This window comes from Pseudomonas sp. MT3 (assembly GCF_054720805.1).
This window is the reverse complement of record NZ_JBTVPY010000014.1, coordinates 51,900-75,094: the sequence shown is the minus strand read 5'-3', so window position 1 is coordinate 75,094 and position 23,195 is coordinate 51,900. Positions and strand designations below refer to the sequence as shown.

General features: G+C 59.1%; 17 protein-coding genes and 3 pseudogenes. 13 read left to right on the top strand and 7 right to left on the bottom strand.

Annotation, left to right across the window (positions count from 1 at the left end; genetic code table 11):
* Window positions 1–197: 197 nt before the first annotated feature.
* A pseudogene (locus ACYCAX_RS16025) lies at window positions 198–320 on the bottom strand (transposase); the annotation flags it as partial.
* A gap of 268 nt (window positions 321–588) precedes the next feature.
* Here ACYCAX_RS16025 and ACYCAX_RS16020 point away from each other — a divergent pair.
* A complete protein-coding gene (locus ACYCAX_RS16020) occupies window positions 589–1,026 on the top strand; it encodes a MarR family winged helix-turn-helix transcriptional regulator (RefSeq protein WP_043158240.1) in 438 nt (145 codons plus the stop codon).
* A gap of 141 nt (window positions 1,027–1,167) precedes the next feature.
* Here ACYCAX_RS16020 and ACYCAX_RS16015 read toward each other — a convergent pair whose 3' ends face one another.
* The 3 genes and pseudogenes from ACYCAX_RS16015 to ACYCAX_RS16005 all read right to left on the bottom strand — a co-directional run bounded on the left by ACYCAX_RS16015 (window position 1,168) and on the right by ACYCAX_RS16005 (window position 6,104).
* The gene (locus ACYCAX_RS16015; protein WP_049311174.1) at window positions 1,168–1,713 is read right to left on the bottom strand and encodes a TetR/AcrR family transcriptional regulator; all 546 of its coding nucleotides are present in this window, start codon (window positions 1,711–1,713) and stop codon (window positions 1,168–1,170) included.
* 128 nt (window positions 1,714–1,841) lie between these two features.
* Window positions 1,842–2,490 (bottom strand): annotated as a pseudogene (locus ACYCAX_RS16010) (thiolase family protein).
* A 47-nt stretch (window positions 2,491–2,537) separates the two neighbouring features.
* Window positions 2,538–6,104, bottom strand: a complete 3,567-nt coding sequence (locus tag ACYCAX_RS16005; RefSeq protein WP_049311171.1) for an indolepyruvate ferredoxin oxidoreductase family protein — start codon at window positions 6,102–6,104, stop codon at window positions 2,538–2,540.
* Between the two features lie 189 nt (window positions 6,105–6,293).
* On the opposite strand from ACYCAX_RS16005, the pseudogene ACYCAX_RS16000 reads away from it, so the two are divergent.
* The 3 genes and pseudogenes from ACYCAX_RS16000 to ACYCAX_RS15990 all read left to right on the top strand — a co-directional run.
* A pseudogene (locus tag ACYCAX_RS16000) lies at window positions 6,294–6,568 on the top strand (hypothetical protein); the annotation flags it as partial.
* Between the two features lie 56 nt (window positions 6,569–6,624).
* Window positions 6,625–7,551 carry a quinone oxidoreductase family protein gene (locus ACYCAX_RS15995; RefSeq protein ID WP_049311170.1) on the top strand — a complete coding sequence of 309 codons (927 nt, stop codon included), beginning with the start codon at window positions 6,625–6,627 and terminating at the stop codon, window positions 7,549–7,551.
* Between the two features lie 353 nt (window positions 7,552–7,904).
* A complete protein-coding gene (locus tag ACYCAX_RS15990; RefSeq protein WP_049311169.1) occupies window positions 7,905–8,816 on the top strand; it encodes a LysR family transcriptional regulator in 912 nt (303 codons plus the stop codon).
* A 74-nt stretch (window positions 8,817–8,890) separates the two neighbouring features.
* On the opposite strand, the gene ACYCAX_RS15985 is transcribed toward ACYCAX_RS15990, so the two are convergent.
* Complete coding sequence (locus ACYCAX_RS15985) at window positions 8,891–9,439, bottom strand: glutathione peroxidase (protein ID WP_049311168.1); 549 nt, start codon at window positions 9,437–9,439, stop codon at window positions 8,891–8,893.
* A gap of 40 nt (window positions 9,440–9,479) precedes the next feature.
* Window positions 9,480–10,322 (bottom strand): SDR family oxidoreductase, encoded by an 843-nt coding sequence (locus ACYCAX_RS15980; protein WP_033970170.1) that lies wholly within the window; start codon window positions 10,320–10,322, stop codon window positions 9,480–9,482.
* Between the two features lie 434 nt (window positions 10,323–10,756).
* Here ACYCAX_RS15980 and ACYCAX_RS15975 point away from each other — a divergent pair, with 434 nt between their 5' ends.
* From ACYCAX_RS15975 to ACYCAX_RS15935, 9 genes are all read left to right on the top strand, one after another.
* The gene (locus tag ACYCAX_RS15975; protein ID WP_152904804.1) at window positions 10,757–12,421 is read left to right on the top strand and encodes a DUF1302 domain-containing protein; all 1,665 of its coding nucleotides are present in this window, start codon (window positions 10,757–10,759) and stop codon (window positions 12,419–12,421) included.
* Window positions 12,422–12,445: 24 nt separating this feature from the next.
* On the top strand, window positions 12,446–13,813 hold the full coding sequence (locus ACYCAX_RS15970; protein WP_049311167.1) for a DUF1329 domain-containing protein: 1,368 nt from the start codon (window positions 12,446–12,448) through the stop codon (window positions 13,811–13,813).
* A 136-nt stretch (window positions 13,814–13,949) separates the two neighbouring features.
* Window positions 13,950–15,074: a WD40/YVTN/BNR-like repeat-containing protein gene (locus ACYCAX_RS15965; RefSeq protein ID WP_235565025.1), complete on the top strand. Its 1,125-nt coding sequence runs from the start codon at window positions 13,950–13,952 to the stop codon at window positions 15,072–15,074.
* Window positions 15,075–15,107: 33 nt separating this feature from the next.
* Window positions 15,108–17,603, top strand: coding sequence for an efflux RND transporter permease subunit (locus ACYCAX_RS15960; protein ID WP_033970175.1), 2,496 nt, complete (start codon window positions 15,108–15,110; stop codon window positions 17,601–17,603).
* A gap of 72 nt (window positions 17,604–17,675) precedes the next feature.
* Window positions 17,676–18,647 carry a VOC family protein gene (locus ACYCAX_RS15955; RefSeq protein ID WP_033970176.1) on the top strand — a complete coding sequence of 324 codons (972 nt, stop codon included), beginning with the start codon at window positions 17,676–17,678 and terminating at the stop codon, window positions 18,645–18,647.
* Window positions 18,644–19,462 carry an enoyl-CoA hydratase/isomerase family protein gene (locus ACYCAX_RS15950; protein ID WP_033970177.1) on the top strand — a complete coding sequence of 273 codons (819 nt, stop codon included), beginning with the start codon at window positions 18,644–18,646 and terminating at the stop codon, window positions 19,460–19,462. The genes ACYCAX_RS15955 and ACYCAX_RS15950 overlap by 4 nt, the downstream gene beginning before the upstream one ends.
* A 36-nt stretch (window positions 19,463–19,498) precedes the next feature.
* The gene (locus ACYCAX_RS15945) at window positions 19,499–20,320 is read left to right on the top strand and encodes an SDR family NAD(P)-dependent oxidoreductase (protein WP_033970178.1); all 822 of its coding nucleotides are present in this window, start codon (window positions 19,499–19,501) and stop codon (window positions 20,318–20,320) included.
* 47 nt (window positions 20,321–20,367) lie between these two features.
* Window positions 20,368–20,571, top strand: coding sequence for a hypothetical protein (locus ACYCAX_RS15940; protein WP_152904803.1), 204 nt, complete (start codon window positions 20,368–20,370; stop codon window positions 20,569–20,571).
* Window positions 20,572–20,700: 129 nt separating this feature from the next.
* Window positions 20,701–22,314, top strand: a complete 1,614-nt coding sequence (locus ACYCAX_RS15935) for a phytoene desaturase family protein (protein WP_049311166.1) — start codon at window positions 20,701–20,703, stop codon at window positions 22,312–22,314.
* Between the two features lie 33 nt (window positions 22,315–22,347).
* Here the strand turns inward: ACYCAX_RS15935 and ACYCAX_RS15930 are convergent, their stop codons facing one another.
* On the bottom strand, window positions 22,348–23,001 hold the full coding sequence (locus tag ACYCAX_RS15930; protein WP_033970184.1) for a TetR/AcrR family transcriptional regulator: 654 nt from the start codon (window positions 22,999–23,001) through the stop codon (window positions 22,348–22,350).
* Between the last annotated feature and the right edge of the window lie 194 nt (window positions 23,002–23,195).

The following is a 23,195-nucleotide window of genomic DNA, read 5'->3' as shown; positions in this document are numbered from 1 at the left end:
TCGATCTCCTTGTCCAAACCTAGCGAAGTGGCCAGGCGGCGGAAAACTCTCGTGACGGGCTTACCCCCGGCGCGCGCTTCCCTACATCGCTTCATCCTATCTGGCTTCGACGGATGATGGCGAGTGGCCAAAGGGTTGAGTTGACGAGCTGTATTGCGTGGCAGTTTGAACCGGCTATCGCCCGTTCGCGAGATTCAGCTGTAAAGGCTATGCACCGACACGCCCAAACGCTCGGCTACTTCCGCAACGCGCAGGCCGCGCTCGGTCACTTGTCTGACCGCTTCGATTTTGAATTCTTTGGGGTAACGCTGGTTGCTCATGGCACCTCCTGATGGGCCTCATTATGAGGCTCGAAGGTGTCTACAAAACTAGGGGCGATTCAGGATGCTCCACCGGCACGTCGTCAGGTATGGGCAGCGTTACGCATGATGTCATCGATTGTTCATTGCGATAAACTTGAACAGTATTTTACATTTCGTTCATTATTTTAGGGCTCCTAATGCTGTCTGCCAGCAATGCCCCATGGCGAGAAATGACAGCTTCCAGTCTTTTCGATCAGATGGATTTGTTAGATAAGGTGGCAAACTGATGGTGCATTATTCAAATAAGAACTTCGTTCCTGGCCAGAATATAGGTTTCATGTTGGTCAAGGCGCGGAACATTGTCTCGTGTGAGGCGGATGCTGCCCTGAAGGAACTGGGGGTTACTGGGCAGCAAATGGGCGTGCTGTTAACTCTACGCCGAGGTGAGGCGATTACCTCGGCGGCGTTATCCAAGCTCTTCTGTATCGATACTGGTTCGGTTTCGCGAATGCTCGACCGGCTCGAGAGCAAGGGACTCGTTTGTCGCATCCGGAGTACCGAGGACCGTCGAGTGATCGTCCTGCACCTCACTACGAAGGGGGAGCGAATAGCTGACAGAGGGACTGAGTTCATAGTTCCTTTGCTGAATTCTCGGCTATCGAGATTCAGTGAGAAAGAGTTCTCCGAATTTTCCCGCTTTCTTCAGATGTTTCTATCTGACTGATCATTAGGGAAATAGGCTCTCAAGCGAGGTGGTTTTCCAGAATAAGCTGAATCGGCCAATTTTCTTTGCTTAGCCCCCTATGAAGACTGCACGTGGTACATCCGTCTTGGGGAGGCTAGATTCGCCATGCGCCGGCAGTACTCATTTTTGAAATTGCTCGTATGTAATACCCATTACTGCAAGTCGCGGCAGTACTTCGACCAACGTTTCGAGTCGGCAGCTTGGTAAGCGCCATTCCGGATAGTCGTCAAGAATGGCCATTACACTACGAACGACCACCGTCAGTTTTCCCTCATCCCTAGCGTACTGGCTCGACATTTGTTTTAAGATTTCCCTAAGATGCTCGATCTGAGACAGCCGAATCGCCATTATCGCGCTCTTTTGCTCGTTAGTGAGCTGGCGGAGTTCTAGGCGAGATAATATCTGCCTGCCGTGATGAGCAAGACTGAAGTGCACGTGTGAATGGATATATTGCCGTAAGCGCTGCAAGCCGCTGGCGTTATTCGGATCTTCTGCCCTGAGTGTGTCCAGTAGATCTGATTCATGCTCTTCAATCAGCTCGAACAGCAATGCCTGCTTGCTGTCCATGTGGTTGTATAGCGATCCGGCCTGCATGCCGAGAGCATTGGCGAGCTGGCGCAAGCTGACGCTCTGGAAGCCTTGCTCGACGAACAACTGGAGTGCCACTCGACGAAGTCTTTCGTGAGAGCTAGTCTGTTCGACCTGTTGCGGCTTTGCGTGTTCCCCGTGCCGATATAGCATCGATTCGGCGGCTGGGCAGTCGGACTTGGCAGGCGATATGGCTAATTTCACGATTAATCTCGATGCAGCGTCAAGGCAAGCTCCAGGCCTCCGCCGATGTACAACGTGGCAAGGCCCTTCCTGGCATCGCGGCGGTTCATTTCGCACAGGAGGGTAACCAGTACCTGGCTGCCGGAAAGGCCAATCGGGTAGTCAAGAGCGATGCCCCCATCATTGACATTGACTTTGTCGATGTCCCAACCCGGCTTCCCGCCAACTGAAAGAGCCTGCACGGCGAAGGCTTCGTCGGCTTCTATCAGGTCGAGATCGGCCAATTCCCAGCTGGCCTTTTCCAGGTATTTGCGGCTGGCTGGGAGCGGACAACACCCATCACTCCCATCACGGCAGCGGATCGTCTGGGGCCGCCGTGGCGACAGTCTCAGACTTGACCCGCACAGCTTACTCACGGACGGGCACGATATAAGGCAGCCCGGCGGTGATTGCCGCCCGGCGTGCCGGATTCTGTCCGCAGCTCTCGGTAAGCACCTGGCCGAGAGTCACTTCATCTAAGTAGGTTGGAGCCACGCCTGTTTTTTCTAGCAGGGTGCGGATTACGGCGCTGCCTAGTTTGACTGCACTGAAGTCGGCCAGGCTGTCCTGGATGGCACCGATGGCACCGATGGCACCGATGGCAGTACGATCGGCGACGACGACGTCTTGCATACTATCTCTCCGCATAAAACTGGCTCCGGCTCGAGCTCTCGTCTTGGTCACAGCTGGGTGACTTGGATACGTGCACTCATGCCAGTTGGCTGAGTGGCGTCGTGGAACTGTGCTTCACCACGCAACCGGGCTAGCAATTGTGTCTTGCGCGTTTCGGCGTGGGCTAGATAGCGCTCCTTGACCGGGCCATAGCCGCGTACGGCATCCGGCAATCGAGCTAGTTCCAAGGCGGTGGCGAGGTTGTCGGCAGTGAATCGGGCCAGCACTTCGTCGAGGATCGCCTCGTAGCTTTCCAGCCATGCGCGCTCGACCTTGCGCTCATGGGTGCGGGCGAAGGGGTCGAGCCAGGTGTTACGCAGGCGACGGAAACGGCTGAGCAGGCGTAAGCCTTTGAGCATCCAGGGACCGAAGCTGCGCTTGGCCGGTTCCACACCCGGTGCGGTCTTGTTGAGCAGTGGCGGAGCCAGATGGAAGTTCAGGTGGTAATCGCCTTCGAAGGTTGCCTCGATCTTACGAATGAACTCGTCGTTGGCGAATAGACGGGCCACTTCATACTCGTCCTTGATCGCGAGTGCCTTGAAGTAATTGCGCGCCACTGCCTCGGTGAGGGCGCCGGGCTGGCCATTGAGGGTGCTTTCCGCGACGCTGAAGCGTTCGACGCGCTTGCGGTAGCGCTCGGCATAGGCTGCGTCTTGATAATCGGTCAGTATGTCGGTGCGCCGAGCAACGATCTCGTCCAGGGTCTGCGTCAATTGCCGGTCGCGGCTCTGGACTCTGCCCGCTGCGAGCAACTGGTGTACTCGTTGTGAGTCAGCTGCGGAGCGGCGGCCCCAAACGAAGGCAGTACGATTGAACTCAACCGCCGTGCCGTTAAGTTCGATGGCCTCCAGCAAGGCCGTCTCCCCCACCGGCAACCAGCCTTTCTGGTAGGCATAGCCGAGCATGAAGGTATTGGTGGCGATGGAGTCGCCCATCAGAGCGGTAGCGATGGCGCTGGCATCGACGAATTCCGCCCGCTCCGCGCCGACTGCTTCGTTGATCTGTGCGGCCATTTCGGGACTGCGGAAGCGCGGGTCGGGGTTTTCCAGCAGGTCACCGGATTCTGCCTGGCGGGAGAAGGTGCGGACGAAGGCGCTGGTGATGCTTTCCTCGCTGTTGATCAGAGCGTGACTAACGCCCTGGCGTAGCTTGGCCAGGGTCTCTGTGTTGGCGCTTACCACCAGGTCGCAGCCCAGCAACAGGCTGGCCTCGCCCTCTGCGATACGGGGGGCGAACAGTTGTTCCTGGCGAGCGGCGATGCGGATGTGTGACCAAACCGCGCCACCTTTCTGCGCCATCCCGGCCATGTCCAGGTTCAGCACGCCCTTGCCCTCGATGAAGGCTGCCATACCCAGGAGGGCGCCGATGGTGACTACTCCGGTACCACCGACGCCGGTGACTAAGATGCTGTAGGGCTGTCCGAGGTCGGGCAGCAGCGGCTGGGGAAGCTCCCAGACATCCCCGGCGCTCTGCACCAGCGCTTTGGGCTTGCGCAGCCGGCCGCCTTCGACGGTGACAAAGCTTGGGCAAAATCCAGAGAGGCAGGTGAAGTCTTTGTTGCAGGACGACTGGTCAATCGCTCGCTTGCTACCGAACTCGGTCTCCACTGCGACTACCGACATGCAGTTGGACTTATTACTGCAATCGCCGCAGCCTTCGCAAACCGCCTCGTTGATCACCACCCGCCGCGCCGGATCGGGAAATTTGCCGCGCTTGCGACGGCGGCGCTTCTCGGCAGCACAGGTTTGGTCATAGATGATCGCGGAGACACCGGGAAACTCACGCAACTGCTTCTGTACTTCTTCCATCAGGTCGCGGCGTAGGACCGGTACCCCGGCTGCTAGGTCGTGTACTTCCTGGTATCTGTCCGGATCGTCGCTGACCACCACGATTCGCTGAACGCCTTCGGCGGCGAGTTGGCGGGAGATCTGCGCCACGCTCAAGCTGCCGTCCACCGGTTGCCCTCCGGTCATCGCCACAGCATCGTTGTAGAGGATTTTGTAGGTGATCGATACTTTGGCCGCCACGGCTGCACGGATGGCTAGCAGGCCAGAGTGGAAATAGGTGCCATCGCCGAGATTGGCGAACACGTGGCGGGTTTCTGTGAATGGCGCCTGGCCGACCCAGGCCACGCCTTCGCCGCCCATCTGGCTGAAGGTCTCGGTGCGCGGATAGATCCAGGCCGCCATGTAATGGCAGCCGATGCCTGCCAGAGCTCGGCTGCCTTCTGGTACTTTAGTCGAGGAGTTGTGAGGACATCCGGAGCAGTAGTGCGGTACCCGCTCCATCAGGTTGCTCAATTGTTGCTTGCAACCGAGTTGGGCATCTAGCACCGCCAGGTGCATCTGTAGCGAACCGTGCGGGTGCAAACGCAAGATGCGCTTGGCCAAGGCGCGGGCGATCTGCGCTGGCGTCAGGTCGTTGATTGCCGGCAGCAGCCAATCGGTGTGCGGCAGGCTCCATTCGCCCTTGTCGTCGAACTTGCCGACGATGCGCGGGCGCACATCTTCGCGCCAGTTGTACAGCTCCTCCTTGAGCTGGTACTCGATCATGTGGCGCTTTTCCTCGACCACTACGATCTCTTCCAGCCCTTCGGCGAACTGGCGCACCCCCTCTGCCTCCAGCGGCCAGACCATGCCGACCTTGTAGACTCGCAGGCCGATCCGCTCGGCCTGCTCCTGGTCGATTCCGAGGATGTCCAGCGCCTGGCACACATCCAGATAGGACTTGCCGGAGGTGATGATGCCGATGCGTGCCCGACTCGAGTCCAGAGTCACTCGGTTGAGGCCGTTGGCTCGGGCATAGGCGGCTGCTGCGTAGAGTTTGTGCTCCAGCAAGCGCTGTTCCTGGGCCAGCGGAGGGTCTGGCCAGCGGATATTGAGGCCGCCTTCAGGCAGGGCGAAATCGGGAATGACTGGCTTCACGCGATTGATGTCAAGGTCGACGATAGCCGCGCTTTCTACGGTGTCGGCCACCGCCTTGAGCGCTACCCAGCACCCGGAGTAACGCGACATGGCGAATCCGTGCAGACCATAGTCGAGGTACTCCTGTACGCCGGACGGTGCCAGCACCGGCATCATCACGGCCTTGAAAATGTGTTCGGTCTGATGCGGAAGCGAGGACGAGCGCGCGCCATGGTCATCGCCGGCAATGGCCAGCACGCCGCCGAAGCGTGAGGTACCGGCGGCATTGGCGTGGCGGAACACATCACCGCAGCGATCCACGCCGGGGCCCTTGCCGTACCAGATGCCAAACACGCCGTCGTGCTTGGCGCCGGGGAACAGGTTGACCTGCTGGGTACCCCACAGCGAGGTGGCCGCGAGGTCTTCATTGACCCCCGGCTGGAACAATACCTGGTGCTGCTTGAGGTGGTCGCGGGCTTTCCACAGCGCCTGGTCGAAGCCACCGAGGGGGGAGCCGCGATAGCCGGAGATAAAGCCTGCTGTGTCGAGGCCGTTGTCGAGGTCGCGCTGGCGTTGCATCAACGGTAGCCGGACCAGTGCCTGGATCCCTGTCATAAGGGCCTTTCCGGTCTTCTGGGCGTACTTGTCTTCCAGGGAGAGTGGTGTGCTCACGGCTAACCTCCAATGGTTCTTGTCGTTGCGACCGCGCCAGGACGTATCGCATTTTATTGAACGAAGTATTGGTTAGTGTTCATTTTTTGTTGAGTGATAAAAATTACTTACAGGTATCTGAAAATCTAATACCTTGGTTTCGTCTGTGCCTTTCGGTAATGGATTTCTGCGTTTCGGCGATACCCGATTGGCGCCGGCGCGGCGTTCGACATCGCAGCGTTCCTTATCGCCCGATACTTTGGCATGCGTGATTACGCTCGCTTGTTCGGCGTGTACCTGGGGCTGGTTACCGCTGGCGCTGCTGCCGCGCCCTTGCTGTTTGCCTTGTTGTTCCTGATCAGTGATAGCCACGCTTCTAGTTCGCCTGCTTCCTGATCGGCCCGTTGTTGTTGCTGACGCTGGGGGTATCCACACTTCAGGCGGGGCAGCGTAGTGCACGGATAATTTTCTGGACAAATTATTAAAATATGTTCAATTAGTCTGCTTCTGAGTTCGTGTAGAAAAACAAGAAGGAGGCTGTATGCGTGCTGCTGTGATTTCCGAACGCAATGCCCTACCGTTGGTGGGTGATTTCTGTGAGCCCGAGTTGCAGGACGGCGCGGTCCTGATCGACGTCGACACCGCCGGTCTCGGTGGCTGGGATGTGCTCGGTGCCTACCGCCTAGGGGTTGAGTATCCCTGCGTGATTCGTGGAGAGGGCGTGGGGCACGCTAGCGATGGCCGCCGCGTGTATTTTGGTGAGCGCTCGGTAGCGCCATTCGGGGCCTGGGCCGAGCGTACCCTGGTACCTGCTCCCGAGGTGTGGGAGGTACCGGACGACGTCGACGACAAGACCGCCATCAGCATGGGCATCGCCGCTACTGGGGCCATAGTGCCGTTGGAGAAAGCCGAGATCCAGAAGGGCGAGAAAGTGCTCATCCTGGGGGCCACCGGTACCCTGGGTCAGATCGCTTTACAACTGGCGCGTGGTATGGGGGCGGGTAAAGTGGTGGGTGCCGCACGCTCGGAGCAAGCCCTGTTGGGCCTGAAATCACGCGGTATAGCTGATGAGGTGGTAACTCTGGGGAGGGCGGACGACGTGTCCGCACTTAAGGATGCCGCCGACGGTGGGTTCGATGTGGTCCTCGATCTGGTCTGTGGCCAACCGTTGCTCACCGCCCTGAAGGCCACCAACTGGGGGGCGCGGATTATGACTATCGGTACCGGGGCGGGCCGGCAGGTCAACCTGGACATTGCCGACCTGCTGTTTCGCTCGTTGTCTTGTATAGGCACCGGTCAGCGTCCACCGATCGAGCGTGAGCAGATCTGGCGGCGTCTCCTGAAGATCGCCAAGGAGCAGGAAATTTGGATTGACTATATGGACTACACCCTGGACCAGGCCGCTGAAGCCTGGGCAGCACAAGCGGCCGGCCCGCACGCGAAGATCACTGCACGCATCAAACGCTGAGCCGTTTGGGTGCCGCGATCCGCATCCTGGCGTTAAGAAGCCTAATGCTTGCTGGGGTGCGGAGCGGACTGTACTGCCGCTCCGCTAAGAGGGACTGTAATTGTTGCGCTGGCGACGGAACTCCTCTGCTATCAATCCGGCTTCGATGCGAAAGGCTGCGGTGAAAGCAGCGGCATTCTGGAAACCGGCACCATAGGCGACCTGCTCGATCAGCAAATGCCTGTTGGCTAGCAACTGAAAGGTGAACGGTCGCAGGAACACCGGGCACAGCGGTGTTTTCGTCTAAGCCCAACTCTAACCAGCGCGATCACGAAGGCGATTCGTAAAAATAAGGGGCGTGTATCGGAAAGCAGATGGTAAAAGGCAAGGACATCTCCATGCGGCAACTCCGTTACTTCGTAGCGGCAGCTGACGCCGGCCAGTTCTCCCAGGCCGCACTCAAGGTGCATGTATCGCAATCGGCAATCACTGCGGCCGTCCTGCAGCTTGAGGAAACGTTGGGGGCTAGTCTGTTCGAGCGCTTACCTTATGGAGTGGCACTGACTGCCGAGGGGCACAAGTTTGCCCTGCATGCCCGACATATTCTAGATACCCTGCAGGATGCCCTCAGTGAGCCGCTGTTGCTCGGTCATTCGATGCAGGGAGTCGTGAGGGTCGGGGCGTCTTACACGGTGCTAGGCTACTTCCTACCGGCGCTTTTGGCGCGCTTCAAGCGCAGTTACCCTCAAGTGGAAATCGACCTCATCGACATGGACCGTTCAAGCATCGAGGCTGCAGTGGCCGACGGTTGCCTTGACCTGGGGTTGGCGATCACCTCCAACAGTCAGGATCTGTCCCGCTTCGAGCATCATGTACTGATCCGTTCTCGGCGCCAGCTCTGGCTTGCTAGCCAGCATCCTCTGATGACGGCGAGCTCCGTCACTCTCGAGGATGTCGCCGGGCACGCCTATATTCTGGCCACAGTGGACGAGGGGGATGTCTCGACTAACCGTTACTGGGAGGCGCAGGGGCTAGCGCCACAGGTGGCGTTCCGCACCTCTTCGATGGAAGCCCTGCGTGGTCTAGTGGCGCACGGTTTTGGCGTCGCCATCCTGTCCGACATGCTTTATCGCGCCTGGTCCCTGGAGGGCAAGAAAATCGAGGCGCGTCCATTAGCCGATGCCATTCCGCCCATGGAACTCGGATTGGTTTGGCATCCCGACGCCGACCTACCGGAGCCCGCCCAGGCATTCCGGCAGTTCCTGATCATGGCATGTGCTTCCTAAACGCGCTGGTAGACATCGGCCGAGAGGGAGTGCACAGCCCGCCTCGGCTCGATGCATGCGATCAGGGGCAGTTTCTAGTGCTTGTTCAGCTCGATTTCGATGGCCTGAAGTAGACGCGGATCGTCCGTCGCCACATCCGGGGCGAAGCGGCCAACCACCTGTCCGTCACGGCTGACCAGGAACTTCTCGAAGTTCCACAGTACCGCGGGAATCGGTCCGGCTTCTATGCCATAGCCTTTGAGACGTTCACGCATCGGACCTTCGCCAACGGTGTGTGGTTGTGCCTCCGTCAGCAGCCGATACAGGGGATGGCGGTTTTCGCCGGTCACCGCGATCTTGGAGAACAGGGTGAACTGGACGGCGTAGTTCAGTTCGCAGAATGCCTTGATTTCCTCGTCGCTGCCGGGCTCCTGTTCCTTGAAGTCATTTGCTGGAAAGCCCAGGATCTCGAGCCCGGCCGCACCCTTGTCCTCGTAGAGCTTTTCCAGACCAGCATACTGGGGGGTGAGCCCGCACTTCGAAGCAACGTTCACCACCAGCAGTACCTTACCCTTGAAGCGCTTGAGCGTCAGGGCATCGCCTTCGATGCTCTTGAGAGGGATGTCGTAGATCGCCTGGGTCATGTTGTTCTGCTCCTTTCGTTTGAGGCGGGGATCGGTTCTCTCAGGCTTGTTCGTTGCGTTTCCGGGCTGTTTCGACGAAATCGCGCTTGAGAGTCGGGAAATAGGCTATCTGCCCACCCATGCCGCCGCTGATATCGATGGACGCGGCGCTGATGAACGCAGCGTACTCACTGGCCAGGAACAGAGCCATGCCGGCGACGTCCTCAGGCTTGCCGAAGCGGCCGAGTGGAACCACCTTGAGTACCATCTCGTTGAACTCCTCGCGGCTTACGCCTGGTGGCATCTCTTTGTAATGGCGCTCCCACTGCCCGGTGTCGATCCAGCCCATGTTCAGGCTGTTGACGAGGATGTTGTCTCGCGCCAGGGACATGCCCAGTGAGCGCGAGAGGGCGATGCAGGAGGCTCGATTGATCACCGAGGGGATGCCGTCCGGGGTGGGCACGCTCCCGGCGAGGGCGTTGATTTCTATGATCCGTCCCCAGTGCTGAGCGCGCATGTATGGAACCACTGCCTGGACGAAACGATAGTGACCCATCTGCAGGATATTGGCGTGTTCGAGGATGGCCTCTGGCGTCAGGGTGTCCAGGTTGCCGCCTTTGCCTTGACCTGCATTGTTGACCAGGACGTCCACTCCGCCCCAGGTCTCGGCCACCTCGGTGACAAATGCCTTGACTCTCGTTGTATCGGTGACATCGACGGCACGAGCAATGACGGCCTGCGCGGTTCTTTGCAGTTCCTGGCCAGCGCTCGTCACAGCTTCCAAGGTGCGGGCGCAAATAGCCACTTTCGCGCCTTCGTCGGCAAATGCTTGGGCGATTGCCTTACCAATGCCTCGCGACGCGCCGGTCACGATGACTCGTTTACCTCTGAGGTCGATGTGCATGGAGTCTCCTGTTGTTGCCGATGGCCGAAGGTATCCGATGGATGCCAGCCTGTTGAGCCGCATTAAATCCTAGGGAGCGGGTTTTTTAAAGAAAATATTGAACAAAAAAACTCGTTGTGTTTATTTTGTGTTCGCCTCTCGCACTCTGCCTGGCCCGGCGTCTGTGAAGGTCCTATATGGGGCCAAGCTGCGTGTATTCCGGGAGCGTGGGGCGCCTCTAAGCAGGGAGCTCAGTGCGCGTGTATTATTCTGAGTATAGAATTGAAATCTGCATATGGAATTTTTTGCAGTAGTCGGCTAGGGTGCTGATAGGTTTGATGGAACGTTTCTGCGATTGTTGTACATAAATTGCCGAGGGGCTCAGGCGAGGCCGGTAGGGGCAGTAGTGCGATTCCGCTCCTAAGTGTTTGAAAATAAAAATAAAAGGATCTGAGATGAACGCGATGGCAATGAAGATGTCTGGGCGCAAGTCCCTCGTTCTCAGCGGTCTGGCCTTGGCTGTAATGGGGCAGGTCGGTGGCGTGATGGCGATGGATATCGATGTCGGTAACCCCGACCTGCGACTGCGCTGGGACAACACCGTGCGGTACAACCTCGGGGTTCGGACTGAGGGGCAGGATCACAAGATCATGAACAACCCGAACTACGACGAGTCCGATGGCAAGTTCGACAAAGGCGATATCGTCACCAATCGCCTTGATTTGCTCAGTGAGATTGACCTCTCCTTCCGCGATCAGTACGGCGCACGCCTGAGCGCCGCGGCCTGGTACGACGATGCCTACCACGATACTGACGTGAAGAGTAACGTCCCGGGCTATTCGACCAGTTACAACCGGGATCGATACAGTTCCGAAACCAAACGTTATGCACTCGGCCCCTCCGGTGAAATCCTGGATGCCTTTGTGTGGAGCAACTTTCAGTTGGGGCAGACGCCCGTCAACGTCAAGGTTGGCCGGCACACCAACTACTGGGGGGAGGGGCTACTGTTCGGCGCCCATGCAGTGTCTTATTCCCAGGCACCTACCGATGGCATGAAAGCAGTGACCAGTCCAGGTATTGAGACTAAAGAGGTATTCCTGCCGATCGGGCAGATTTCGGCGAAAGCCCAAGTCACCGACAACCTCTCCATTGCCGGTCAGTATTTCTACGAGTGGGATAACACCCGCTTCCCGTACGGTGGAACCTACTTCGGCGCAGCCGACCCCTTCTTCGAAGGCCCTGACAGGTTGCCTGCGGCTCCAGGCTTCAATCTCAATCATGCGTCTTCTAAGCGTGGGCGCGATGGCGAGAACTGGGGAGTGATGGCCAAGCTAAATGTCGAGGCTATCGAAACTACCTTCGGTGCTTACTATCGCCAGTTCGACGATTACCAACCCTGGCTATCGCCACAGGTGGATGCTGCTCATCGCCAATATCGACTGGTTTATCCGCGGGATGTCAAGTTGTTGGGGGTCAGTGCTTCCCGGGCTATCGGCAGCGCTGCAGTAGGTGCTGAGCTGTCCTATCGCAAGGATGGGGCGCTCAATGCTACGGGGGTTAGCCTGCTGGACGACGAGGGGCCGCGTGGCGACACCATCCACTTCGTGGCCAACGCCGTGTACGGTGTGCCGCGTAACTTCATCGCCGATAACGCAACGCTGGTTACTGAGTTCGCTTACAGCCATTTGGATAAGGTGACGGAGCACGAGGAGCTGTACAAGGGAGAAGGCTACAAATGCGTAGATGTTCAAACCGGTGGTAAGGGTGACAAATCCGATGGTTGCTCTACCCGTGATTACTATGCAGTGGCGCTGAACTACACCCCGCAATATGTCGAAATCTTGCCATCGTGGACCCTTGATGTGCCGCTGACCATTAACTATGGCCTGCATGGCAATGCCGCCAGCGCAGGCGGTGGCAGTGAGGGCGCGCTTTCATGGTCGGTCGGTGCCAAGATGACCTACCGCCAGGAACATGAATTCAGTCTGCGCTATGCCGACGTATCCGCGCAGGAGAAGAACTCCCTGAATGCCAATGGCGAGCGGATGGTCAATGGCAACGGTAACGTTGGCGGTACCGACCGTGGTTGGTTGGTTTTCACCTACAAAACCTCCTTTTAATAATTCCAAGAACGGAGACTGGTCATGAAACTTCGACTCGCCTTAGCCCTTGCCTTTAGTGGACTCTCTTTGCCGGTACTGGCTGCAGTGAGCCAGCAGGAAGCCGCTGAACTTGGCAAGGACCTGACGCCCTGGGGGGCGATCAAAGCTGGTAATGCCGATGGCACCATCCCTGCCTATGAGGGGGGGCTGAAGAAGGCCCCGCCTGGGTTCCAGCCGGACAGTGGATTCTGGGTCGATCCCTTCAAGGATGAGAAACCCCTGTTCCGCATCACTGCTGCGAATGCCGACAAGTACGCGGACAAGCTCAGTGAGGGACAAAAGGCCCTCCTCAAGCGCAATCCTGATACTTGGTACATGGATATCTACCCAAGCCATCGGACAACCGCCTATCCCGACGCAGTGGTAAACGCCACATTACGCAATGCCACCGGTTGCCAGGTGCAAAAGGATGGCCTAGCGGTCGACCCTGCCTGTCGTGGCGGCCTGCCGTTCCCTATCCCGAAGAACGGCAACGAGGTGATGTGGAATCAGCAACTGCGCTACAAGATTGGTCCGGGCTATTCCACCACCAGCTCTTCCAATAGCTGGGTGATAGATACGAATGGCCAAGTGACTAAGACCGCCGAGCAGGCGACCTTCGAAGAAACGCCGTTCTACCAGACCAGCCAGGCTGATCGCGATCCGATGATGTACGCCAGGGTGTATTCGCTGAACAACTTCCCCGCGCGGCGGGCGGGAGAGGTGATCGTCCTCAACGATTTCCTCGATCCGGAATCCAAGCCGCGCCGTTCCTTCAGCTACACCCCAGGGCAGCGCCGGGTCAAGTTGGCCCCTGAGTTCAACTTCGACACTCCTGTAGCTAGCCAGGGTGGAGTGACTTTGTTCGATGAGCTGCAGATGTTCTCTGGTAGCCAGGACCGCTTCGACTACAAACTGGTAGGCCGTAAGGAAATGTACATTCCCTATAACGCCTACAAGTTCTACTTCGGCTGCAAGCAGGACGAGCAATTCCTCAAGAGTCACGCCAACCCCGCTTGCGAGCGCTGGGAGCTGCACCGTGTCTGGGTGGTCGAAGCCACGCTCAAGCCGGGCATGCGCCACGTCTACAGCAAGCGTACCTACTACCTCGACGAAGATACCTTCGGCATCGGCCTTTACGACGCCTGGGACAAGAGCGGTGCACTGTACCGGTCGATCTTCCTCAGTGGCGTGCAGATCTACGACAAGAACATCCCGTACAACGTTAAAAACGTCGTATACGACTTCAACAAGGGGATGTGGGCACTGCTGAACGATGCGCTTAAAGGTGGTTATCGCTTCACCGATGTGCCCTATTCGGAACGTCAGATGAACCCGGAGGCGATCGTTTCCCGCGTCACTCAGCGTTGACTGTGAGCCTGCGCGATATTGCTTGCGTGGGCAGATGACAAGAAATGGGCGCGCCGGTGTGGTTGCTTTGGCCGGACGCGCCCGGTGGTTGAGGAAAATAACAATGACAAGCCCTTGCCGTGACCTGATCCACTCGATGCACCGCCTGCTGACTGGCAGATGGCAAGTTCGCCGGCAGGTACTGTTGGCTGTGGCTTCGACCTCTCTGTTGCTGTCCGCTTCGTCGTTTGCTGGTGCGGCGACGGTTGTCGGGCATGACGTCCTGAGCAAGCCTGCTCTGAAGATAAGCCCCCATATACGCCCTCCAATGGTTGCTGTGACCTACTCGGGCGAGGCACTGCTCGGTGTCGGTCCACATGGTGTGATCCTGCGCTCGGAAGACTATGGCCAGAATTGGAGCCAGGTTCCCAGTCCAGTTTCCAGCGACCTGGTGCAAGTACGCTTCACCGATCCGAAGAATGGCTGGATTGTCGGCCACGACGCTTTGCTATTGCACAGCGGTGACGGTGGTCGGAGCTGGCAGGTACGCCTGGATGGAAGACAGGTGCTTGTGTTGCTGCGCGAGTACTACTCGCGAGCAGAGAAAGCCGGAGATCAGCAGGCTGGCGACTTGCTGCGTGAAATTGACCTAGCAATGAAAACCTCTGCGACACCGGATGTCTTGCCCACCCCGTTGCTCGATGTCTCCTTCGATGACAAGGGTACCGGCTTTGTAGTCGGCGCTTTCGGACTCATGCTGCGCAGCGAAGATGCAGGAGCCACCTGGGAGCCCTGGATTGAGCGCGCAGATAACGAGCGGCGGATGCATCTCTATGGGCTTGCCCAACACCACGGTCAGTTTTACGCCTGTGGTGAGCAAGGGCTACTGATGCGCTTGGACGCCGAGTCGCAGCGCTTCGTTAGAGTCGAGACGCCCTATGGCGGAACCTTCTTTGGTGTTGCCGCGCATGATGGCTTGCTGCTTGCCTATGGCCTGCGCGGAAATCTGTATGCCAGCCAGGATGATGGCCGGGACTGGCGCAAGGTGGAAGCCGGATTGGACAGCAGTGTGGTGGGCCTGGTTGAGGAAGCGGGTTCGCTGGTGCTGGTCAGCCAGAGCGGGCGGTTGGCGGTACTCGAACCGAGTTCATTGCTGGTGCGGCCCCTCGAGCCGATGCGCTCCAGCGAAGTTTATGCGGCGAGCCGAACTGGACAGGATGGCCACTTGCTTGTTGCTACCTATGCCGGCGCACGGGTAGTGCAGATCGCTACGGCGAAATAAACCAGCGGCTTACCCTCCAGAGAGAACGTAGAAATGGTCGAGCAGAAGTACAACAGTGGAATGCCGGTGATCCCTAACCTTCGGGATTTCGACATGACCTCCGGCGGGTATCTCGAGCGAGTGATCTTCAACAATCGCATCCTGGTGTTGCTGGTATGCCTTGTTGCCACCCTGGTGCTGGGTTTCCATGCGACTCGCTTGCAGGTCAATGCCAGCTTCGAAAAGATGATTCCTAGCACCAGCCCGTACATCAAAAATTATCTTGCCTACAAGAGCGAGTTGCCGGGGCTCGGTAACAGCGTGCGGATCGTGGTGGAGAACAAGCAGGGAGATATCTACGACCATGACTACCTGACCGCACTGCAGAAGGTGAATGACACCCTATACCTGATTCCTGGGGTCGATCGGTCCTGGATGAAATCTCTGTGGATGCCGATCGTGCGCTGGAAGGAGGTCACCGAGGAGGGTATCGACGGCGGTGCGGTGATGCCTGCCGATTACAACGGTAGCCCGACGTCCATCGACAAGCTTCGGCGCAATATCGCGCGCGCAGGCATCTTGGGAAGCCTGGTGGCCAACGACAATCGATCCAGCATGATTGTCGCCCCCTTATTGGAAACCAATCCCCAGACTGGCCAGCCGCTGAACTACCGTGAGTTCTCCAGCCAGTTGGAGAACCAGTTACGGTCGATGGAGAGCGAGTCGATTGGTATCCATATCGTTGGCTTCAGCAAACTGGTCGGTGATCTGATCGATGGCCTCTATGCGGTCATGCTGTTCTTCGGCGCGTCGGTGATCATCGCCGCAGTCTTCGTCTACTTCTATACCCGCTGCCTGCGCAGCACTTTGCTGCTGGTTGGCATCGCCGTGGCTGGCGTAATCTGGCTGCTTGGCCTGATGGAGTTACTCGGCTACGAACTGGATCCTTACTCGATCCTGGTGCCGTTCCTGATCTTCGCCATAGGGATTTCCCATGGCACGCAGAAGATGAACGGCATTCTCCAGGACATCGGACGTGGCACACATAAGTACATCGCTGCCCGCTACACCTTCCGCCGTTTGTTCCTGACCGGGTTGACAGCGTTGCTGTGTAATATCGTCGGCTTCGCCGTCCTGGTGATCATCGACATCCCGGTAATTCGCGACCTGGCCTTGACCACTAGTATCGGTGTGGCTGTGCTGATCTTCACCAAATTGCTGCTGATCCCCGTAGCGCTGTCTTATCTCGGGGTAAGTCAGAAGGCTGCACGGATCGCCATTGAGAAGGATCGCGCCGGGGAGTCTAACCGCGGATTCCTCGGCCATATCTGGCATGGTCTTGACCGTTTCACCGAGCGTCCCTGGTCGATCGGCGTGATCGCCTTGTCCGTTATCGTTACCGCAGCCTGCAGTGTGGTCATGCTTCACCTCAAGGTCGGTGACCTTGACCCTGGGGCGCCGGAGTTGCGGCCAGACTCGCGCTACAACCGGGACAACGCATTCATCACCGCTAACTATGGGCTGTCTAGCGACCAGTTCGTGGTGATCATGAAGACCAATGAGGACAACTGCCGCCTTTACCAACCGTTGCAGACCATGGACCGGCTGGCTTGGCAGTTGCGCCAGACTGAGGGAGTGCAGACCACCAGTTCGCTGGCCGAGACCGTCCGTTTCTTCACTGCGGGCATGGCTGAAGGTAGTGGCAAGTGGCTGACCATCAGTCGCGACCAGGCAATCACCAACTCCTCGGTCGATTCGGCGATGATCTCCGCACCGGGAATCACCAACCAGAAATGTTCGGTTACACCGCTGATTGCCTACCTGGCTGATCACAAGGCTGACACGCTCACTCGCGTGCTGCGGGTTGCCGAGGAGTTCGCCAAACAGAATAACGTCAGCACTGGAGAGCAACCGGTCGAGTTCCTCCTTGCTGCCGGTAACGCCGGTATCGAGGCTGCTACCAATATCGAGGTGGAGCGGGGCATCGTCACCATGTACCTGGCGGTATACGGCGCCACGGCTCTACTTTGCCTACTCACCTTCCGTAGCTGGCGCGCCACGCTGGTAGCGCTGATACCGTTGCTGATGACGACCATCATCTGCAAGGCTTTGATGGTGTGGCTGGGCATTGGCCTGAAGGTAGCGACCTTACCGGTCATCGCCGTGGGCGTGGGCGTCGGCGTCGACTATGCCCTGTATCTGCTCAGTGTGCAGTTGGCGGTGCAGGAGCGTGGTGGCAGCTTGATCGTGGCTTATCGGCGCTCCCTCGACTTTACCGGCAGAGTGGTTGCCCTGATCGGTTTGACCATGGCGGCGGGGGTCGTTACCTGGGCCTGGTCACCCATCAAGTTCCAGGCTGACATGGGAATCCTGCTGACCTTTATGTTCCTCTGGAACATGCTCGGCGCCCTTGTTCTCATCCCGGCCCTGTCCCACTTCCTGCTCAACCCCAAAGCACGTCCCGCGGAGCCCCAAGTGGCTGGTAGCACAGCGCCTGTCTCTCTCGGGAAAGGTACAGACGCGAATACCCAGGCTGCTACCGCCCATTGATCAATCCAGTCCGCAGGGGCGGATGCTCAGTGGCATTCCGCCGTGCCTAGCCGACGACAAGAGGAAAATCGCATGTTCGAATTGTTGATGAGCGCCGACATGATGGTGCCGGATCCTGACGGGATGGCCGAGAAGTTGGTAGACAAGCTTGGTATCTATAAGCATGAGCGGTGGCGGCAGGCGTTCGACAACCATCCCTACATCGCGCATTTTCTGAGGGTGCACAAATCCCTGGCGGTAGCGCCGACGCGCATTGAGCCGCAGTGGCACCTCGACAAGCCGAATCCCGGAGACCCGTTGTTCCACGATTTCCTGGAAAGCCTCAAGGACTATCAGGGGCATCACCGGCCGATGATTACCCACTCCATCGTCCTGGCTCTGCATCGCGAGAAGTTCGTTGTGCTGGTAGATAAGCTGATGCGTCGCCGCCTGCCGTTCCGCATGGCACAGCGCACGCCGGAGATGCCATTTGATCGCCTGTGGCTCGGCGCCACGCCGGAGCGGCCGTATTACCAGCCCTCGGTCGACGGTGGTCTATGCATCGAGATCATGGAGACCGAACCGCTGCAGATGCCGGCGGAAACCTACACCCTGCCGCCGGCACAACCTCGCGATCTAGCGCCCGGCAGTATGGTGCGGGTGACTGCTCGCGGCTTCCTGGTGCGTGACTTGGACGAGACCTTGCGCAAGGTGTCCACTAACCTTGACTGGGAACCCAGTGGTCCGGTGGAACAACTGCGAGAGGAAGGTTACCGGCGTGCGCGCATGGGCTTTACTGTTGCCAACAGTGCGACCCTCGATGTGCTTGAGGCAACTCAATGGAACACCGATGCCGGCCACTACTTGAACAATTGGGGCCCGGGCCCGTACTACATCCGTATCGGCGTCAACGACCTGGCAGCCAAGGCCGAAGATCTGCGTGCGCGGGGTACAGCTTTCCGGTGGATCGAGTCGAGCGAGGCAGTTGGTGGCCGGCCGCTGATCAAGGTCGATCCTAGGGAGCTGGACGGCCAAGTGTTCGAGTTCGAGGAGGTGAGTGTATGACCTCCGGTTCGGATGCATTGGATCCGCTGTTGATCAATGAGTCTGTCCGCGTCGAACGAGATTCCGCTCTGGGCTGGATCGTGCTGACCCGACCCGGGCAGATCAATGCGATCAACGACGATATCCGCCTTGGTGTACCGAAGGCCCTAGGGCTGCTGGAAGCCGACCCGCAGGTGCGGGTCATCCTGATTCGCGGTGAGGGTGAACGAGGCTTTTGTGCTGGGGCGGACATCAAGGAAAAACGTGGTGAAGAGTCGGCCATACAGGTTCGCCAACGTATGGAGCGTTCGCGCTGGATCGAGTCCCTGGACGGCATCTGCAAGCCGGTGATAGCCGCCATTCATGGGTACTGCATGGGGGGAGGGCTCGAGTTGGCTCTAGCCTGTGATATCCGATTTGCTGCACCGAATGCAGTGTTCGCCCTGCCGGAAACCGGGCTGGGACTCATCCCTGGCGGCGGTGGAACCCAGCGCCTGGCGCGAGTCGTGGCTCCGGGCTTGGCCATGGATCTGTTGTTGACTGGCGAGCGCGTGAGAGCCGATGAGGCCCGCCGAATTGGCCTGGTCACTCGCCTGGCGAGCGACGAGTCCAACTGGCTTGATGAGGTCGCAGCACTTGCTCGGCTGATAGCTGCCAAGCCGCCGGCCGCTTCGGCATACGTCAAGCAGGCCGCGCGGGCTGCGTTGGAGCTGGACATCAAGCGCGGGCTTGATCTTGAGTTGGACCTGTTCGCGCTCCTGGCACCAACCAAGGATCGGCGCGAGGCCGCACTGGCATTTGCCGAGCGGCGCGAACCGCGCTTCACCGGTGAGTAACGGGAACGAGTTGAAAGTGGGGTGGAGAACAAGGTCATGACCACTATGGGAAAACTGTCTGGACGTGTTGCGATTGTCACCGGCGCCGGTGGCGGACTGGGGGCCGAATGCGCGCGGGTATTAGCCTCCCATGGTGCCTCTGTCGCCTTAGTCGACATCAATGGAGAGGCTGCTGTGGAAGTGGCGGCTTCCTTGCGATCTTCTGGTCACGAGGCGTTGGGCATCCGTACCGATGTTTCGTCGGAAGAGGATGTCCACGCCATGGTTGGCCAGGTCAAAGACCATTTCGGTCGCATTGACGTGCTGCATAACAATGCTGCGGTGCTCAATGCCGAGCAGCGGCAGCGCGATTGCGACCTGGCGAATCTCGACATGGGCGCTTTCGACCGGGCCATCGCTGTCAACCTGCGTGGAGCGGTGCTATGTACCAAACACGTCGTCCCGGTGATGTTGGAGCAAGCTGGCGGCTCGATTATTTTCGCCACCTCTGGTCTGGGGGTGCAGGGAGATATGTCGCTGACTGGTTACGCCACCTCCAAGGCGGCGTTGCTGATGCTGCCCAAACTGGTTGCCGCGCAGTACGGCAAGCAAGGGATTCGCGGCAACGCTGTGCAGATTGGTCTTGCGCCGCAGCACCCATTGCCTGAGGCCCTGCTGGAAATCATGCGTGACAACCACTGCACGCCCGAGTTGGGTACCCCACGGCAAATCGCGGACGTGGTGGCTTTCCTCGCCTCCGACGAATCGTCGTTCATCACTGGCAGTACCCTGGTGGCCGATGGCGGCTTCAGTAGCCACACTCCGTCACTAGTCGCGATGCGTAAACTGTTCGCCCAGATGGGCCGCAATAGCATGTAGGCGAAGCCGGGCCGGTAGAGCCGGCTAGGTCCTGCACCCAGGAGCTGATGCTCACTCCGCAGCGATCCGAATGGACCTGGGTGAGCATGTCAGTGTCTGGAGAGACCAAGCGTATCTCTTCGGTCGTTGCGATTTCATCGGCCATTCCCTTTAAAACTTTATTCGTGGTCACCGAGGGTGATGCCGGCGAGAGCTGTGTCGTGCGTCGCAGGGAACGCTGGGGAGTTGTTTTACTGCCGGTAAAACGATGAACAACCGCTGCCAAGAGGTTGTTGCTAGCGTTGCCTTCCTGCTGAAGGGCAGGGCCCTAGCTTTCTGGCAAGCGGTAAAGCGTCCCAGCGAGAGATTGTCAGGCCGCCTGGCGCTTACTCACAACAGCAATGAACAAGAACAATCAAACCATGAAAAATGACAACACGGATTTCGATGTAATTATCGTGGGTGGTGGCACCAACGGTCTGTCGGCTGGTTGCTATCTAGGGATGGATGGCAAGAAGGTGCTGGTGCTCGAAGCGCTGGACAAGGTCGGCGGCATGGCTTCATCGGGCTACCTGATCCCCGAGGCGCCACAGCACCTGGTGCACCCCTGCGCCATGGACATGATGTCCATGCGCGTGCATGCCCACGTACCCCGTGAGCTGGAACTCGAACGGCACGGTTTCAAGTCGATCGAGCTGTCGCCGGGCTACGTTTACCTGCACCCGGATGGCACCTCGCTGGTGTTCTGGCGTGATCGCCAGCAGACCGCTGCGGAAATTCGCCGTTACAGTCCCAGAGATGCCGAGGCGTTCCTCGAATTCATGAAGGTCATCGACCTGTTTCTCGACATCGCCCTGCCGATGATGCGAGTCGATCCGGCACGCACCAACCTGATGGCCAAGCTGAAGATGGTGGGAACCGCACTCAAGCGGCGCAAGCACAAGCCCGAGCTGATGGCGCTGATGACCGGTTCCGCGCACCAGGCCGCGCGCGAGCGCTTCGAGCATCCGGTGACCATCTCCGCGATGTGCGCGCTGACCGGCCTGGCGGGTGACATCAGTGCCGACGGCGGCGGCATCTACTATGCCTTGCTGGGGTTCCTCCATCGCTTCGGCGTCGGCCGGGTCATCGGTGGCATGCAGCAGCTCAGCAATGCCATGCGTGCGCGCCTGGAAGAACTGGGCGGCCAGGTCATGACCTCGGCCCGCGTCGAAGAAATCCTTGCCAGTCAGGGCAAGGTTCGCGGCGTCCGGCTGGCCGACGGGCGTGAATTCACGGCGCGCGCGGTCATTGCCGGTTGTCACCCCAAAGTGGCGCTGGAGATGGTCAGCGCCGGTGAAATGCCGAGAAACCTGCTGACCCGTATCGCCCTGGCGCCGGCCAACGCCAGGGGCTCGGGGCCGCTCAAGGTCGACCTAGCGCTCGACGGGCAGATCTCCGTGCCGCGCTTCGAGGCGGCCAGGGGTGACGGCGTCGATTTGCGCAAAGCCTGCCTGATGATCGGCACGGAAGAGGCGGTGCTGGAGAACTTCGCCGCCAGCGCCCGTGGCGAAGTACCGCGCCTACCGTACATCACCATGGTTGCGCCCAACTCGGTGGATCCCTCGCAGTCGCCGCCGGGCCAGGACGTGCTCTACATCTATCCGCCGGTGATGCCGGTCGCCCCGCGCGAAGGCTGGGACGCGCTCAGGGAGCGGGTGGCCGATCAGGTGGTCGAGCAGTTGTCCGAATACGTGGAGGGCATCCAGGGGCATGTGATCGGTCGCTGGATCGAGGCGGCGCCGGATTTCACCGCTCGCCTGAACACGGTGAACGGTTGCGTGGTGCATATCGATACCACGTCCATGCGTTCCAGCGCCATGCGCCCGGCCTACGGGCTGGGTGGCGACACGCTGCCGATCGAAGGGCTGTACCTGGGCAGTGCCGGCATTCACCCGGGCGGCGGCGTCAACGGCATGGCTGGGCGGCTGGCGGCCGGCCGGGTGAAGCGCTACCTGGCGAAAGCAGGTAAGTAACAGCTGGCATCGAATGGAGCGACCGCTGCGGCCTCAGTCGCTGTGGTCGTTCTGGTTCTGCCCAATGCTCGCCAGGATGAAATCCACCGAGTACTGGCGCCAGGTGCTCATCCCTTCTTCCGAGACAGTGTCCAGGCCGGCCAATGCCGACATCGAATAGCGGTTGGTGAACCAGCCGGTGGTCACCAGCGCGGCGGTGGCGAGAAACAGCCGGGGGTTGATGTCGGTCTTGAAGTCACCGGCCACGGCGCCGCGGCGCAGGATGCCGTCGAGCTTGTCGATCAGCGTCGGCGTCAGTTCGAGGAAGCGGTTGCGCGGCGTCTGGTGGGTATCGTGGTAGTGGATGCCTTCCAGGGCCAGGGCGCCGAGCAGCGGGTCATGACGGTACTGGTCGAAGAAGTGGTTGAGCATCGCGCGCATGGCTTGCCTGGGAGGCAGCGAGTCGACATCCAGTGCCACCAGCTCGGACATGACCCGTTCGGAGCATTCGTCCAGCACGGCGACGAACAGTCCCTCCTTGGAACCGTAGTAGTGATAGATCAGTTGCTTGGTGATCCCCGCTTCGCGGGCAAGCTCCTCCATACGTACGCCGGCGAGGCCCTTGTCAGCGAACTCCAGGCGTGCGGCCTCGATCAGGCGGCGGAGTGTGTTGCGTTTTCCTGGTTCGTTCTGCTCGGCAGGGTTCACCCTTTTCTCCTTATCACGACAATGGTCGATGCACTTCGTTTGACCCTGGGTAAAACGAATCGGGCCGCAGAAAAAAGGCAGCCCGTTAGTATCCCAGATCGGTGTCTCCGAAAGGATACCTTTACTTGCGGTTGGGCGAGCGAACCGGCGTGTTTCCAAATGAAAACCGCAACGGGGCACGCGCTTCCGCCAGC

What these genes read in the sequence shown, in the direction of transcription:
- ACYCAX_RS15970 (WP_049311167.1), top strand. Translation starts at nt 12,446, where the DNA reads ATGAAACTTCGACTCGCCTTAGCCCTTGCCTTTAGTGGACTCTCTTTG.
- ACYCAX_RS15950 (WP_033970177.1), top strand. Translation starts at nt 18,644, where the DNA reads ATGACCTCCGGTTCGGATGCATTGGATCCGCTGTTGATCAATGAGTCT.
- ACYCAX_RS15935 (WP_049311166.1), top strand. Translation starts at nt 20,701, where the DNA reads ATGAACAAGAACAATCAAACCATGAAAAATGACAACACGGATTTCGAT.
- ACYCAX_RS15940 (WP_152904803.1), top strand. Translation starts at nt 20,368, where the DNA reads ATGCTCACTCCGCAGCGATCCGAATGGACCTGGGTGAGCATGTCAGTG.
- ACYCAX_RS15990 (WP_049311169.1), top strand. Translation starts at nt 7,905, where the DNA reads ATGGTAAAAGGCAAGGACATCTCCATGCGGCAACTCCGTTACTTCGTA.
- ACYCAX_RS16020 (WP_043158240.1), top strand. Translation starts at nt 589, where the DNA reads ATGGTGCATTATTCAAATAAGAACTTCGTTCCTGGCCAGAATATAGGT.
- ACYCAX_RS15965 (WP_235565025.1), top strand. Translation starts at nt 13,950, where the DNA reads ATGCACCGCCTGCTGACTGGCAGATGGCAAGTTCGCCGGCAGGTACTG.
- ACYCAX_RS15975 (WP_152904804.1), top strand. Translation starts at nt 10,757, where the DNA reads ATGAACGCGATGGCAATGAAGATGTCTGGGCGCAAGTCCCTCGTTCTC.
- ACYCAX_RS15985 (WP_049311168.1), bottom strand. Translation starts at nt 9,439, where the DNA reads ATGACCCAGGCGATCTACGACATCCCTCTCAAGAGCATCGAAGGCGAT.
- ACYCAX_RS15945 (WP_033970178.1), top strand. Translation starts at nt 19,499, where the DNA reads ATGACCACTATGGGAAAACTGTCTGGACGTGTTGCGATTGTCACCGGC.
- ACYCAX_RS15980 (WP_033970170.1), bottom strand. Translation starts at nt 10,322, where the DNA reads ATGCACATCGACCTCAGAGGTAAACGAGTCATCGTGACCGGCGCGTCG.
- ACYCAX_RS15955 (WP_033970176.1), top strand. Translation starts at nt 17,676, where the DNA reads ATGTTCGAATTGTTGATGAGCGCCGACATGATGGTGCCGGATCCTGAC.
- ACYCAX_RS15960 (WP_033970175.1), top strand. Translation starts at nt 15,108, where the DNA reads ATGGTCGAGCAGAAGTACAACAGTGGAATGCCGGTGATCCCTAACCTT.
- ACYCAX_RS15995 (WP_049311170.1), top strand. Translation starts at nt 6,625, where the DNA reads ATGCGTGCTGCTGTGATTTCCGAACGCAATGCCCTACCGTTGGTGGGT.